The sequence below is a fragment of the Burkholderia sp. AU16741 genome (assembly GCF_002223345.1).
GTDB classification, from domain to species: domain Bacteria; phylum Pseudomonadota; class Gammaproteobacteria; order Burkholderiales; family Burkholderiaceae; genus Burkholderia; species Burkholderia sola.
Map to the genome: position 1 here is coordinate 184,836 of NZ_NKEZ01000008.1, position 14,116 is coordinate 198,951.

Here is a 14,116-nt window from a genome sequence, read left to right on the forward strand (position 1 = left end):
TCATAAATACAGTACTGTAAATATAACCAGTGTTTGCGCGAACCGCAAGCGGGGGCGCGTCGGCTGGCCGTTCGGCCAGGGTCAGCGCACCGGCGCGGCGGTGCGCGCAACCCGGGCCGCCGGGGCCGTAGCGGCGGCCGGCGCGGCCCGGCCGGTATAGCGCGCGTCGGTCAGCGTGCCGAGGAACGCGACGATGTCGTCGATTTCCGCATCGGTCAGCGCGGGCGGCGTGCCGGGCCGGCGGTTCATCGGCGTCGAATTGACGTTGATGTTGCCGCGATAGGCGGCCGGCACGTCGTCGAACGTTTGGGCGCCGTGATACCAGAAGCCGGGATCGGTCGAACGCGTGTTGTAGAACGCGACCGCGTCGCGCAGCGTCGTGAACACGCCGTTGTGCATGAACGTCTGCTTGAGGGCGACGTTGCGCAGCCCCGGCGTGCGCAGGTAGCCGCACCATTGCGTCGGCTCGGGCCAGCGCAGCCGCCGCGCGGTGTCGCACAGCCCGTTGTCGAAATGGCGCGGATCGCGGTTCGCCGGCAGCGCACGATTGCGCGGCACGGCGATCGCGTCGTAGCCGAAATCGGTGAACAGCGAGCGTTCCGGTCGGCTCGACGTGTCCGACAGCGTATGGCAGGTCATGCAATTGCCCTTGTCCGGATTCCGGAACAGCGCGAGGCCGCGCATCTCGGCCGGCGCGAGCGGCTTGCGCGTGCGCAGGAATGCGTCGAAGCGCGACGTGAATGGCGCCATCTCGTCGCTCTGCAGATAGGCTTCGACGGCCGCACCCAGCGCGCGCACCAGTTGCTCGGGATCGCGCCGCACCGGCGCGCCGAAGCGCGCGGCGAGATCGGTCGCGAGTTCGGTCGCATCGACCTTGCGCAGCAGCGCGGCCGGCGACCGGTTGTTCATCTCGTTCGGATCGAACAGCGGCCCGCGGATCTGTTCGGCAAGCGTATCCGCGCGACCGTCGCTGAACAGGCCGCCGAACGGCGACGGCGCGGGCGCATCGTCGTCCTGGTAGAAGTGGCGGCGCGGTACGTAGCGCACATAGAGCAGCGATGGCGCATTGCGCTGGCTGAAGCGTCCGGGCCGGCTGCCTTCCGGCACGCCGGGCCCCGCGAGCGATGCGGCCGACAGTGTCGGCGCGAACGCGCGGCCCGGATCGTGGCAGCCCGCGCACGACATGCCGCGCGGCTCGGACAGCCGCGGGTCGAAGAAGATTCGGCGGCCGAGCGCGACGAGCGTCGGGTCCGGCGCGAAGCGCGCGGCGGCCGAGTCGACCTTGCCCGTCACCTGCGGCGTGCAGTTGCCGATCGTGTCGACGACGCGCGACGGCGGCGCGCCGGGAAGCAGGACCGTTTCGGCCGGCGCGGCGTGAACTGCGAGCGCCAGGCCGGCGAGCAGGGTGGCGGCAAGCGTGTGCAGCGTCTGCCGGCCGCGCCCGCCGTGGGCGTCACATCGAACTTCTTCCGTCACGGCGCGATGAACCCCGTCTTGTCGCAGGCGAGCGTCCTGCCCGACTGATTGCACGACGCCAGCAGCTTGCCGGCCGCCGAATACGCATGGAACGTCCAGCCCGTCGCCGGCGCGGCGTTGCGCTCCATGATCAGGAAGCCGAAGCTGTTGTTGTGCGACAGCCGTTCGATCACCGCGCCCGGCGCGGGCGTCAGGCCGGCCGGGAACGGGTCGGGCAGCGCGACGTCGAGGTTGTCGCCGCCGTTGCCGGACACGATCGTCGCCGGGTGCCCGGACGAGAAGTCGATCGCCTGGAAATCGTGCACGTGGCCGTGCAGCGCGACGTGCACGCCCGGCGGGTAGTACGCCTGCGCGTTGAGGCTCGACATCACCGACTGCAGCGCGAGGTTGCCCGGCGCCGGCGTGCTGCCGGCGATCGGCGCGAACGCGAGGATCGGATGATGGTTCGTGAAGATCGTCGTCGTCATGCCGGCCTTCGACGCGAGCGCCGCGACCGTCTGGAACTGCTTCTGGTAGATGCCGAACTGCGCGTCGGTCGTCTTGAGCGGCGTGCGGCCGACCTTCGCGGTGTCGAACACGATCACCTGCGAGCCGCCGCCGAGCGACACCGCATAGGGCTCCGAATAGTTCGCGTTGGTGTCGTTGGCCGGATCGTCGCACGAACGCGCGGCCGAATACGGGCGCGGGTCGAGGAAGCGGAACCAGCCCTGGCCCGCACGCGCGCATTCCTCGTGGTTGCCGCGCACGACGACCCACGGCGCCTTCGCGAGCAACGGCGCGGCCGGGCGGAACAGGTCGGCCTGCCACGTATCCCAGCCGTAGCCCCACGGGCTGTCCTTGCAGCCGGCGATGTCGGGCGGGCACGCGTTCTCGCGATAGTGGTAGTCGCCGACGTGCAGCACGAGATCGGGCGACAGCTTCGCGACGCTGGCCGCGATCGTGTCGAGCGGCCAGACCGCGGCGTCGTTGCACGCCTGCCATGCGTTGTCGGCCTTCTTCATCCGGCAGCCGGTGTCGGCGATGATCGCGACGCGCTGCGGCTGCGCTTTCGGCAGCGGCAGCGTGCGGCCCGCGACGCTAGCCGCCTGTGCGCCGGCCGGCAGCGTGGTTTCGCAGACGGACACCGGGAAGCTCGACGGTTTCGAATCGGCCGGGTCGCTCGCGGTCGGCCGCTGGGCGACGGTCGCGGCGCCCGCGCGCAGCGCCATGCGCGATACCTTGCCGTCGACGGTCAGTTGCGGGCACGACGGATCGCCGGCCGATGCGGGCGTGTAGTTCGTGATCACGCGCGCGATCGCCTGGTTCGCCTCGCCGATCTCGACCCATGCGGCCTGGACGTTGGCCGACGCGCTGGCTGGATCGTCGGGCGTATCGATGTGATTCGAGCACGCGGACAGCGCGGCGAGGGCAGCAAGGGGAGCGCAGCGCACGAGCAGCGCGCGCGTGAGGAGTCGTCGCATGGGAGAGGCGCACCGTAGGAAAGTCGTCAACGATACGCAGCGAGAATGTAAGAAATGTGAAAACGTAGGCGTGGCGGGGCGCATATCGGCCGACCTTGACTTCAAGCCGGCTTGAAGCAGCACAGTCCGGTTCGTCATCAATGAATCGAAGGGGATCGACGATGGAAGCCAACCGGCCCAACGAAGCGCAATCGGCGTTATGGAACGGTCCGTCTGGCCGCGCATGGGTCGATGCGCAGGCGCTGCTGGACCGGATGTTCGAGCCGTTCGAAACGCTGCTGGCGGATGCCGCGGCCGCGTCGTCGGCCACCCGCGTGCTCGACGTCGGCTGCGGCACGGGCGCGGTCACGCTCGCGATCGCGCGGCGGCTCGGCGCGAACGCGCAGTGCACGGGCATCGACATTTCGGCGCGGATGATCGACGCCGCACGCGCGCGTGCCGAACGCAGCGGCCTGCGCGTCCGGTTCGTGTGCGCGGACGGGCAGACGCACGCATTCGAACCGGCGAGCGTCGACCTGATCGTGTCGCGCCTCGGCGTGATGTTCTTCGACGACCCGGTACGCGCGTTCGCGAAGCTGCGGCAGGCCGCGCAACCGGGCGCGCAGATGCGGTTCGTCGCGTGGCGCGGCGCGGCCGACAACCCGTTCATGACGACGGCCGAGCGGGCGGCTGCGCCGTTGCTGCCGAACCTGCCCGCGCGGCAGCCCGGCGCGCCGGGGCAGTTCGCGTTCGGCGACCGCCAGCGGATCGCGTCGGTGCTGTCGGACAGCGGCTGGGCCGACGTTGCGATCGATCCGGTCGACCGGGTGTGCGTGCTGCCTGCGTCCGCGCTGGACGACTACATTGCCCGGCTGGGCCCGGTCGGCCTTGCGTTGCGGGAGACGGACGAGGCGACGCGGCGGCGGGTGATCGACACGATGCGCGCGGCTTTCGAGCGGTACGTGTGTGGCGCCGAAGTGCGTTTCGACGCGGCGTGCTGGCTCGTGACGGCCCGTGCGCCGTCCGCATGACTTAGTGTGAAAGCAGCGGATGAGGAAGGGCATGGCCGCTCGTTCGCCCCGCATGTGGCCGTGCCCGCGTGATGAAGCCGGGGCTGCGCGACCTGCGTGCGTCAGTGTTTGCGCGCACGCAGCATCAGCCACGCGCAGCCACCGGCCACCAGCGCGAGCCCGAGCAGGACGGCTTCGGCGCCGAGCGCGAAACCGGGCGGCATTTCGCCGCTGTTCGGCACCGGCGACAGGTTGCCGCCCATCGCGACGGCGCCGCCGGCCAGCAGCGCCGCGCAGACGATCCAGTAGACCTTGCCGAGCGGCGCCGCGGCGCGGATTCGCCACAGCGCGACGCCGGCGCCGCCGAGGTAGAGCACGGCGAGCGTGCCGAGCGCGATGACGTCGGCAGCGCGGCTGTGCAGCAGCCCGTTCATTCGGACTCCGTCGCGTGCCCCGGCGCACGGCTCAGCAGATGCGTGCGCTTGTCTGCCGCGAGCGACACGTAGCGTTCGTACTGGCGCAGCACGTCGGCGATCACTTCGTCGCCGCGCAGGTATTCGACGTCGTAGCCGAGCCGCCCGTCCTCGAAGAACGTGACGATGCCGTACACGTGTGCACGCGATTCGTCCGGCTCGGCGGCCTCGCGCAACAGGAACGCGGCCGCGGATTTCGCGGTGACGCGCACGCCGTACACGAAATCGCGGTGTTCGGCGGTCGGCACGGTCAGCCGCACCGCATCGTCGCTGTCGCGTTGCACGTGCGCATCGACGCCGCTCGCGCGCAACTCGTCGGCGACCTTGCGCAGTGCGGGTTCGACCGTTTCCGCGACGAACTGGCGCGCTTCCGTCTCGGTCGTCTGCCGCAGGATGTGCGTCAGGCGATGGCGCCAGTGCTGGCCGGTCCAGAAGCTCGTTGCAGGCGCAACGTCCTGCGAATAGTGCGCGCGGTCGGCCGCGAGCCCGCGCCACAGCCCGTAGCAGAGCGCGAGCATGATGATGGCGACTGGCAGCGCGGCGATCAGCGTCATCGCCTGCAGCGCGCCCAGTCCGCCCGCGACGAGCAGCACGGCGGCCGTCACGCCGAGCAGCGCGGCCCAGAACAGCCGCTGCCAGACCGGCGAATGCGCGTTGCCGCGCGTCGCGATCTGGTCGATCACGAACGCGCCCGAATCGGCGGACGTCACGAAGAACACCGCGATCAGCACGATCGCGACGATCGACAGCAGTTGCGGCAACGGCAGGAAATCGAAGAAGCGGAACAGCAGCGCATCGACGTTGGTCGCCGTTTGCGCGAGCGCGCCGGCCGCGCCGTGCGTATCGAGCCAGATCGCGCTGTTGCCGAATACGGTCATCCAGACGAGGTTGAACGCGGTCGGCACGAGCAGCACGCCGATCACGAACTGGCGGATCGTGCGGCCGCGCGAGATGCGCGCGATGAACATGCCGACGAACGGCGACCACGACACCCACCACGCCCAGTAGAGGATCGTCCAGCCGCCGAACCAGCCTTCCTCGCGCGGCGGCGCGTACGCGTACGTGCGGAACGACAGGTCGACGAGGCTCGACAGGTACTGGCCGATGTTGTCGCCGAGCGCACGCAGCAGGAACGCCGTCGGGCCCGCCACGACCACGAATGCGAGCAGCAGGAACGCGAGCAGCAGGTTCAGTTCGGACAGCCGGCGCACGCCCTTGTCGAGGCCGGTCGCGGCCGACACGCCCGCGAGGATCACGACGACCGCGACGAGCCCGATGCGGAACAGGTTGCCGCCCGTGTCCCAGCCGGCGACCGTATGCAGGCCCGCGCTCAGCTGCATCACGCCGTAGCCGAGCGTCGTCGCGATGCCGGCGACCGTGCCGACCAGCGCGAACGCATCGACGGTGTGGCCGATCCAGCCGTTGATGCGCTCGCGCAGCACCGGATACAGGCCCGAGCGCAGCGTCAGCGGCAGGTTGTAGCGAAAGCCGAAGTATGCGAGCACGAGCCCCATCAGCCCGTAGATCGCCCACGCATGGAAGCCCCAGTGGAAGAAGGTCATCAGCATCGCTTCGCGTGCGGCGGCGGGCGTGCCGGGATCGACGGTCGGCGGCTTCAGGAAATGCTGCATCGGCTCGCCGACGCCGAAGTACATCAGGCCGATGCCCATGCCGGCCGCGAACAGCATCGCCGTCCACGACACGAAGCTGAATTCGGGTTCGGCATCGTCGGGGCCGAGCCGGATATTGCCGAAATCGCTGGCGGCGATCAGCACGAGAAACACGAGGAAGCCGGTGACGGCGAGCACGTAGAACCAGTCGAATCGTGCGATGACCCATTGCTGGCCGGCGGAGAACAGCGCGCCGGCTTCGCTCGGGCGCAGTGCGCACACGACGAGCAGCGCGCCGATGACGGCGAGCGCCGGCAAGACGACCTGCGGCTTGAATGTCGTGCGGGGCGTGGGACGGGAATCCGGCATGGCGGGTATCCAGTTGTGGGCGCAACGAGGCGCAACGCCGCCCGGCGCGCCTGTGGCGCGTCGGACCCTGATACGGCGTGCGTCGAGTGTACCGCGGTGTCAGGACTGCAAGAAGAGGGCATGCAGAAGGGTAAACCTGACGAATTGTAAGGTATCGGGGAGATCGAGAAAACCCGCGCGGCGCGCGCGTGGGTCGGCGAGGCGGGGCAAACGCGGCGGCGAATGCATGTCGGACGCCCGGACGGTGCGCACGGCATGCGCCTCGCCCAGGTAGAAGACGGCGCGCGAAAGGCGCCGTCCGGCGGGTTCAGAACGTGACGGCGATCCCGGCCATGCCGACGAACTGGCCGTGCGTCGTCGACGGCGTGAGCTGCTGCGAATCGCCGACGATCGGCGCCGCGTCGACGATATGGCCGGCGCCTTGCGCGCCGAGCGTCCGTCCGCTCGAATGCGTGTACGCCTGCAGCGCATAGAGCGTCGTGCGTTTCGACAGGCTGTACGACTCCTTCAGCGAGTACTGCTGATAGCGGGCCGCGTTCGCGACGCCGTTCGCCTTTGATGCAAGCGTGTACGCGAATGCGCCGGCCACCGAGAACGCCGGCGTGAAGCGGTACGCGGCAAGCGCACCGTAGGTGTTGAACACGGCCGTGTCGGTGAAGGTCGAGCCGTTGCCCGGCAGATACTTCACGTTCGAATAGTTGAGCCCCATCGTCAGGTCGCCGAGCGTGTAGTTGCCGGCCGCCGCGACCTGCTCGACGGCCTTCGCGGTCAGGTAGCCCTGGTTCAGCACGGACACCGCGAAGCTGCCCGACGACGCGGTGGCCGGGTTCAGGAAGCCCGCGGACGAGCCCGAGCTGTTGATCCGCAGGTAGCCGGCCGCGATCCCGATCGGCCCGTTCGCGTAGCGCAGCGCGGCGCTGAACGTGTTGCCCTTGCCGGTCGCACCGGCAATGCTGCCGAATGCGTACATCGCGCTCGCGGTCAGCCCGGCGAAGGTCGGCGACGTGTAGGTAACCGAATTGTTCACGCGGATCGTCGTGTCGAGTCCGTCGATGTCGCCCGGATGCGCACCGGTCGCGCCGGTCAGCCAACTGCTCGACGCGTACGGGCCGACGAACAGGAAGTAGGGCGTGTACTGGCGGCCGGCCGTTACCGTGCCGTAGCTGGCGTTGCGCAGGCCGACGAAGGCCTGGCGATTGAACATCGTGCCGGCGGCGGCCTGCGCGCCCGTATTCAGGTTGAAGCCGGCCTGCAGGTCGAAGATCGCGTGCGTGCCGCCGCCGAGATCCTCGTCGCCGCGCAGCCCGAACTTCGACGCATACAGATTGCCGTCGCGCATGTAGATGTTCGAGTGCCCTTGCTGGTTGTTCACGTACGCGAGCGAATCGTCGACGACGCCGTACAGCGTGACGCTGCTCTGCGCATGGGCAGCGGTCGTGCCGAGCGACGCGGCCGACAAGATCAGGATTGCGTAACGGTTGACGGGTGCTTTCATTGTCGATCTCCGTGTCTCTTCATCTTTTCAAGGGGGCGGGAGGTTGAATGCCTCCTCTGTGGCAGGCGGCGGGCCGCGCGAACGGCCCGCCTGATCGGGTTGGCTCAGTGGTCGAACGCGACGACGAGGCGGCGCCATGCCCCGTCCCGCGCATCCTGCTCGACGCGCGCGCCGCGCACCGCAACCGGGCCTTGCAGCGACGCGGGCAGCAGGATCTCGATGCGGTGGGCCGGGCGTACCAGGCGGCCGTCCCAGCGGACCGACACGCCGAGCACGCCCGACGCCTCGCGGCCGGTCTCGATGCACCACAGTCCGTATTCGCCGTCGCGCCACGCTTCCGTCTCGCCGTCGTCCTCGATGCATTCGCCGTATGCGACGCCGTCCTCGATGCGCGGTGCGACGAGGAAGCCGCGCGTGTCGGCGCGCGCACCAAAATGCTGTTCGGCGACGTTCAGCGGCAGCACGCGGCCTTCGCGCAGCAGCATCACCGGCGTGTCGAGCGGCGCGGGCAGCGTCACGCTCGCGCCGCCGTCGAACGACTGCGCGCTCGCGCAGCACGTCCAGCGTGCGCCCGACGGCAGGTACACCGTGCGTTCGGTCTGGCCGGGCTCGACGACCGGCGCGACCAGCAGCGCGTCGCCGAGCATCATGTCGTCGCAGGCGTCGTAGCAGCGCGCATCGCCGGGGAAATCGGCGAGGGTCGGCCGCAGCACGGGCTCGTAGCGCGTCGTCGACAGCCACAGCAGGTGATAGAGGTAAGGCAGCAGCCGGTAGCGCTGCTTGATCAGCGCCGCGACCTGCGCGGTGATCTCCGGGTACATCCACGGTTCGTTGACGGTGCCGTCGTCATTCCACGAATGAATGCTGAAGCGCGGCATGAAGATGCCGAACTGCACCCAGCGCAGCAGCAATTCGGGCGACGGCGCGGGGCCGGAGAAGCCGCCGATGTCGTGGCCGATGTTCGACACGCCCGACAGCGCGAGCCCGAGGCCCATCTTCAGGTTGTAGCGCAGCGTCTCCCACGACGTGGAGTTGTCGCCCGACCACGTCTGCACGTAGCGCTGCATGCCGGCGCCGCCGGAGCGCGACACGAGGAACGGCCGCCGCGCCGGCGCATGCGCGCGCTGCGCGTCGCGCGACGCGCGCATCATCAGCATCGTCTGCAGCACCTTCGCTTCGCGCGCCGGAAACGGCTGGCCGAAACCGTGCGCGATCGCGTCGGGCGACCAGATCTCGTATTCGTTGTTGTCGTTCCAGGTCGATTCGATCCCGTATTCCAGCAGCGCCGACGTGACCTGCTCCTGCCACCAGCGGTAGGCGTCCGGCTGCGTGAAGTCGATGTACGCGCCGACTTCGTCCCAGAACTGCACCCACGCGGGCTCGCCCGATGCGGAACGGATCAGCAGCCCGCGTCGCGCGGCGTCGTCGAAGGCCGGGTGGTCGCGCAGCAGGCACGGCTTGATGTTCGCGCACAGGCGGATGCCGTGGTCGCGGTAGTGCTGCACGAAGCCCTTCGCGTCGGGAAACTTGTCGCGGTTCCAGTTGAATACGTAGCGCTTCGTGCCGATCGACGTATAACCCGACGACAGGTGGAACGAATCGCACAGGATGTCGTGCGCGTCGCACTGCTCGACGAACTGATTCATCTGTTGCTGCGCGTCCGGTGCGTCGGTGTAGCTCATCGTCGAGCCCGAATAGCCGAGCCCCCATTTCGGCGTGCGCGCGGGGCGCCCGGTCAGCCACGTGAAGCGCCGCGCGGCCGCGAGCGGCGTAGCGGGCGACGCGATGAAGTAGTAGTCGAGATCGCCGTGCTCGGCGACGAAATAGCGATAGAGCCCGTGGTAGTTGTCGAGCTCGCGGCCCATGTCGAACGCGCAGTCGGACAGTGTGTCGTAGAACAGCCCGAACCCCTGGCACGCATCGGGCGACCACGTGATGTAGAACGGAATGTGCTTGTACAGCGGGTCCGTGTGCTTCGCGCTGTAGCCCATCGCGTCGATGTTGCGCATCTCGAAGCGCGCGCCCGTGCGGTCGAGTTCGCCCGCGCGTTCGCCGAGGCCGAATACCTTGTCGCCGCGCTCGCGGGCGACGTAGTGATACGCGCGATCGTCCCACCAGCCGAAGTTGTATGCCTGCGTCGCGCGGTCGGCGAGCGCGACGCGCCATGTGCCGTCCGCGCCGCGCATCGACCACGTGCAATGGCCGCCTTGACGGCGCACCGCGAGCCGGACCTGCGCGGTTTCGATGCGTACGGCGTCGTCGTCTTCGACGAAGTCGTAGTGGGGCAGCGCGAAGCCGCTCAGGTCGAGGCGGTCGCGCCCGTCGAGCGGCACGTCGTCGAGGCCGGGCGCGATCGTCCACGTGCGCGGGGTGCGCGCCGTCGCATCGGGCAGCACGCGCACTCGCACGATGTCGTCCTCGAGCACGAAGATTTCGACGGTGGCGCCGGTATCCGACGCGAGCAGCACGCGGTTCGCGTGGTGGCTGGCGACGCGGAACACGGGCGGATGAAGAAGCGAAGTCATGAATGCGATTCCTGGTGAAAACGGAGGTCAGGCGTGCTGCGCGAGCAGGCGTTCCTGCTTCGACTGCCCGCGGATCAGCAGCGCGAGCAGCGTGACGCCGATGAGATCGAACAGGCCGAGGCACGCGAACAGCGGCGCGTAGCCGATCTTGTCGGCGAGCGCCCCGACCAGCAACGAGAAGCCGAGGCCGCCGATCCACGCGGCCATCCCGGCGAAGCCGCTTGCCGTGCCGACTTCCTCGGGATCGAACACGTCGGCCGACAGCGTGTTGACGAGCGCGGAGATCATCTGGTGCGCGAAGCCGCCGACGCAGAACAGCGCAATCGCCGTGTACGGCGACGACACGAGCCCGATCATCGCGGGCCCGAGCATCAGTACCGCGCCGAGCGCGACGCCGGCGACGCGCGACCACACGAGCGGCAGCTTGAAGCGATTCGCGAGGTACGGCGACAGGTAGCCGCCCGCGATGCCGCCGAGGTCGGCCGCGAGAAACGGCATCCACGCGAATACGGCGATCTGCGTGAGCGGCATGTGGCGCTCGGTCGCGAGGTACAGCGGAATCCAGAAGCTGAAGGTCTGCCACGCGGGTTCCGCGAAGAAGCGCGGCAGCGCGATCGCCCAGAAGCGCCGTGCGGTGACGACGTCGCGGATGCGGCGCTTCGACACCGGCGGCATCGTCGCCTGGCCGTCGCGGATCAGCGTGCGCTCCTGCTGCGTGATGCGCGGATGGTCGGCCGGGGAGCGATACTGCGTGTACCAGAGCGCTGCCCAGACGAACCCGAGCGCGCCGGTGACCATGAACGCGGCCTGCCAGCCGAACCGCATCGAGATGAACACGACGAGCGGCGGCGCGATCGCGGCGCCGAGCGACGTACCCGCGTTGAAGTAGCCGACCGCGACGGATTTCTCGCGATCGGGAAACCATTCGGCGACGGCCTTCATCCCCGACGGAATCGCGGCGGCCTCGAACAGCCCCAGAAAGCCGCGCAGGATGCCGAGCGACAGCCAGCCGGATGCGAAGCCGTGCGCGACGCCGACCACCGACCACAGCATCGCGAACAGCGCGAACCCGAGCCGCAGCCCGATCAGGTCGACGATGAATCCGCACACCGGCTGCATGATCGTGTAGCCGATCTGGAACGCGCCGACGATGTACGAGTACTGCTGCGTCGAGATCGCGAACACCTGCTTGAGCTCGGGCGCGAGCACCGCGAGGGAATTCCGTGCGAGGTAGTTGAGGATCGTGCCGAGACACACGAGCACGATGATCCACCAGCGCAACGCCTTGACTGTCTTCACTGCTGTCTCCTGTCAGGGAGGGCGGCGCGCGGCGCCTGCCCGGTCCATGAGGGCCATCCGGAGGAATGGCTTGTTTCGTTTTTGATTCGTACGATGTCCGATCTTGATGTGCGCCGGCTTTCCCGGTTCATATCGAAATCAAGGTGTTCGAGCGAACATTTCGCCGTCATCGAGTTGCGATGTTATCTGACGACTGATCATTTTCGAACATCCTATGTTCGAATGCGAATCCGGTCAACGTGAATCTGCATTCGTACGAACGTACTCGGGGTTTTCCCGATGGGCGCGCGGCGACCGCGAGCGGCGGCGCGGGGCGCTCGCCCGTCAAAGGCCCGTGCGGCGGGGCCGACCGCTCGTCCGAACGGTCGACGGACGCAGGATGAACTGCGACAACCCGGATGAAAATTTATTTCTTTTCTGTTGGCGGATTGTGTAAATTCATTTTCATCGAACCTTGCAACAACCCTTCGCATGACGCCTCTCGTTCCGCCCGATGTCAGTCACGACGAACCCGCGATCGCCGAGCGGATCGCGGCGGCGATGCCGTTGATGACGCCGATTCACCGGCGCATGGGCGAATTCGTGCTCGCGAACCCGTTTCGCGCGGCGACGATGCGGATCGACGAACTCGCGCAGGCCGTGAATGCGTCGATCGCCACCGCGAACCGCTTCGCGAAGGCGCTCGGTTTCGACGGCTATCCGGCGATGCGCGCGGCGCTCGTGCGCGGCTTCGAGGCCACGCTCGGGCCGGTCGAACGGCTGCGTTCCGCGCAGGAGCAGGAATCCGGCGTACGCGACGCGGTCTGGATCGATGCGGTATTCGACCAGGCTGTCGCCAACATCGAGAACACGCGCGCGCAACTGGACGCGGCCGACGTCGAGGCGGCGGTCGAGGCGATCGTCGGTGCGCGACGCGTGCTGATTCTCGGCGCGGGGTCGAGCGCGTTTCTCGCCGGGCTGATCGAGCACGGCCTGTCCGTCTGCCATGACAGCGTGCAGTCGCTCGCGCTGCTCGGCGGGCCTTCGCACGCGGCGCGACGCCTGTACACGGCCGATTCGCGCGATCTCGTGATCGCGCTCGCGTTTCCGCGCTACGTGAAGGACACGATCGAGCTGGCCCGCCGTGCGGCGGCGCGCGGCGCGCGCGTGCTCGGCATCACCGACGGCCCGCAATCGCCGCTCGCGCCGATCGCGTCGCTGAACCTGTACGTGAAGGCCGAGCGACGTTTCGCGGCCACGTCGGAAGCGGCCGTGCTGACGATGATCGAGGCGCTGATCGATGCGGTTGCGCTGCGCACGCACCGATCCGCGAAATCCGCGGCCGAGATGACCGAATTCCTGCTGCCGTGGCTCGTGCAGCCGCAAGTGGCGCTGCCGGCCGCCAACCCTTCTTCCCCCCGTCCGAAAAAATCATGACTTCACCCGCGATCGTCGCGATTCACGGCGGCGCAGGCACGATCCTGCGCGAAGCGATGGATACCGACACCGAACGCCAGTACCGCGCCGAGCTCACCGCGATCCTGCAGGCCGCGCAACAGGTGCTGGCCGACGGCGGCAGCGCGCTCGACGCGGTGACCGTCGCGGTGCGGATGCTCGAGGACTGTCCGCTGTTCAACGCCGGGCGCGGCGCCGTCTATACGGCCGAAGGCAAGCACGAACTCGACGCGGCGGTCATGGACGGCGCGACGCTCGGCGCCGGCGCGATCTGCTGCGCGACCCGCGTGCGCAATCCGGTGCTCGCCGCACGGCGCGTGATGGAGGCGAGCGAGCACGTGCTGTTCGCCGGCGCGGGCGCCGATGCGTTCGCGGCCGCGCAAGGGCTCGAACTCGCCGAACCCGGCTACTTCGACACCGAAGCGCGGCATGCGCAGTGGGTCAAGGCGCGCGCGGCGGCCGGCATGATGCTCGACCACGATGCGGCCAGCTTCGCGTTCGGCGGCGCCGCACAGGCCGCCGAGCCGCTCGATCCGGACCGCAAGCACGGCACGGTCGGCGCGGTCGCGTGCGACCTGAACGGTCACGTCGCGGCGGCGACGTCGACGGGCGGCATCACGAACAAGCAGCCGGGGCGCGTCGGCGATTCGCCGATCATCGGCGCCGGCTGCTATGCGGACGACGCGACCTGCGCCGTTTCCGCGACAGGCACCGGCGAGATGTTCATCCGGCTCGCGACCGCGCATGACGTGGCCGCGCAGCTCGCGTATCGCGGCGCGTCGCTCGCGGACGCCGCGCACGACGTCGTGATGAACAAGCTGCCGCGCCTCGCGGGCCGCGGCGGGATCATCGCGGTCGACGCACGGGGCAACGTCGCGATGCCGTTCAACACCGAAGGGATGTACCGCGGCTACGCGCGCGTCGGTGAAGCGCCGGTCGTCGGCATCTACCGCGACGATGCGGCCTGATTGCGGATCGCACGAGGA

The 14,116-nt window shown here is 68.9% G+C and carries 10 protein-coding genes; 3 read left to right on the forward strand and 7 right to left on the reverse strand.

The window, feature by feature from the left end:
• Positions 1 to 81: 81 nt before the first annotated feature.
• A complete protein-coding gene (locus tag CFB89_RS21310) occupies positions 82 to 1,476 on the reverse strand; it encodes a cytochrome-c peroxidase (RefSeq protein ID WP_089469607.1) in 1,395 nt (464 codons plus the stop codon).
• Positions 1,473 to 2,936, reverse strand: coding sequence for a metallophosphoesterase (locus CFB89_RS21315; RefSeq protein WP_089469608.1), 1,464 nt, complete (start codon positions 2,934 to 2,936; stop codon positions 1,473 to 1,475). The genes CFB89_RS21310 and CFB89_RS21315 overlap by 4 nt, the downstream gene beginning before the upstream one ends.
• 161 nt (positions 2,937 to 3,097) lie before the next feature.
• Here CFB89_RS21315 and CFB89_RS21320 point away from each other — a divergent pair, with 161 nt between their 5' ends.
• Positions 3,098 to 3,946 (forward strand): class I SAM-dependent methyltransferase, encoded by an 849-nt coding sequence (locus CFB89_RS21320; RefSeq protein WP_089469609.1) that lies wholly within the window; start codon positions 3,098 to 3,100, stop codon positions 3,944 to 3,946.
• A 101-nt stretch (positions 3,947 to 4,047) separates the two neighbouring features.
• On the opposite strand, the gene CFB89_RS21325 is transcribed toward CFB89_RS21320, so the two are convergent.
• The 5 genes from CFB89_RS21325 to CFB89_RS21345 all read right to left on the reverse strand — a co-directional run bounded on the left by CFB89_RS21325 (position 4,048) and on the right by CFB89_RS21345 (position 11,696).
• On the reverse strand, positions 4,048 to 4,359 hold the full coding sequence (locus CFB89_RS21325) for a hypothetical protein (protein WP_089469610.1): 312 nt from the start codon (positions 4,357 to 4,359) through the stop codon (positions 4,048 to 4,050).
• Positions 4,356 to 6,377: a BCCT family transporter gene (locus tag CFB89_RS21330; RefSeq protein ID WP_089469611.1), complete on the reverse strand. Its 2,022-nt coding sequence runs from the start codon at positions 6,375 to 6,377 to the stop codon at positions 4,356 to 4,358. The genes CFB89_RS21325 and CFB89_RS21330 overlap by 4 nt, the downstream gene beginning before the upstream one ends.
• A gap of 307 nt (positions 6,378 to 6,684) precedes the next feature.
• Complete coding sequence (locus tag CFB89_RS21335; protein ID WP_089469612.1) at positions 6,685 to 7,872, reverse strand: porin; 1,188 nt, start codon at positions 7,870 to 7,872, stop codon at positions 6,685 to 6,687.
• A 104-nt stretch (positions 7,873 to 7,976) separates the two neighbouring features.
• The gene (locus tag CFB89_RS21340; RefSeq protein ID WP_089469613.1) at positions 7,977 to 10,397 is read right to left on the reverse strand and encodes a glycoside hydrolase family 31 protein; all 2,421 of its coding nucleotides are present in this window, start codon (positions 10,395 to 10,397) and stop codon (positions 7,977 to 7,979) included.
• A 27-nt stretch (positions 10,398 to 10,424) separates the two neighbouring features.
• The gene (locus tag CFB89_RS21345) at positions 10,425 to 11,696 is read right to left on the reverse strand and encodes an MFS transporter (protein ID WP_089469614.1); all 1,272 of its coding nucleotides are present in this window, start codon (positions 11,694 to 11,696) and stop codon (positions 10,425 to 10,427) included.
• 471 nt (positions 11,697 to 12,167) lie between these two features.
• On the opposite strand from CFB89_RS21345, the gene CFB89_RS21350 reads away from it, so the two are divergent.
• Together CFB89_RS21350 and CFB89_RS21355 are read left to right on the forward strand one after the other, a co-directional pair.
• Positions 12,168 to 13,112, forward strand: coding sequence for a MurR/RpiR family transcriptional regulator (locus CFB89_RS21350; protein WP_089469615.1), 945 nt, complete (start codon positions 12,168 to 12,170; stop codon positions 13,110 to 13,112).
• On the forward strand, positions 13,109 to 14,098 hold the full coding sequence (locus CFB89_RS21355) for an isoaspartyl peptidase/L-asparaginase family protein (RefSeq protein WP_089469616.1): 990 nt from the start codon (positions 13,109 to 13,111) through the stop codon (positions 14,096 to 14,098). The genes CFB89_RS21350 and CFB89_RS21355 overlap by 4 nt, the downstream gene beginning before the upstream one ends.
• Positions 14,099 to 14,116: the final 18 nt, after the last annotated feature.

Bases quoted from the DNA above. Each gene is read 5' to 3' on its own strand.
- CFB89_RS21315 (WP_089469608.1), bottom strand. From the start codon at position 2,936: ATGCGACGACTCCTCACGCGCGCGCTGCTCGTGCGCTGCGCTCCCCTT.
- CFB89_RS21320 (WP_089469609.1), top strand. From the start codon at position 3,098: ATGGAAGCCAACCGGCCCAACGAAGCGCAATCGGCGTTATGGAACGGT.
- CFB89_RS21325 (WP_089469610.1), bottom strand. From the start codon at position 4,359: ATGAACGGGCTGCTGCACAGCCGCGCTGCCGACGTCATCGCGCTCGGC.
- CFB89_RS21330 (WP_089469611.1), bottom strand. From the start codon at position 6,377: ATGCCGGATTCCCGTCCCACGCCCCGCACGACATTCAAGCCGCAGGTC.
- CFB89_RS21335 (WP_089469612.1), bottom strand. From the start codon at position 7,872: ATGAAAGCACCCGTCAACCGTTACGCAATCCTGATCTTGTCGGCCGCG.
- CFB89_RS21340 (WP_089469613.1), bottom strand. From the start codon at position 10,397: ATGACTTCGCTTCTTCATCCGCCCGTGTTCCGCGTCGCCAGCCACCAC.
- CFB89_RS21350 (WP_089469615.1), top strand. From the start codon at position 12,168: ATGACGCCTCTCGTTCCGCCCGATGTCAGTCACGACGAACCCGCGATC.
- CFB89_RS21355 (WP_089469616.1), top strand. From the start codon at position 13,109: ATGACTTCACCCGCGATCGTCGCGATTCACGGCGGCGCAGGCACGATC.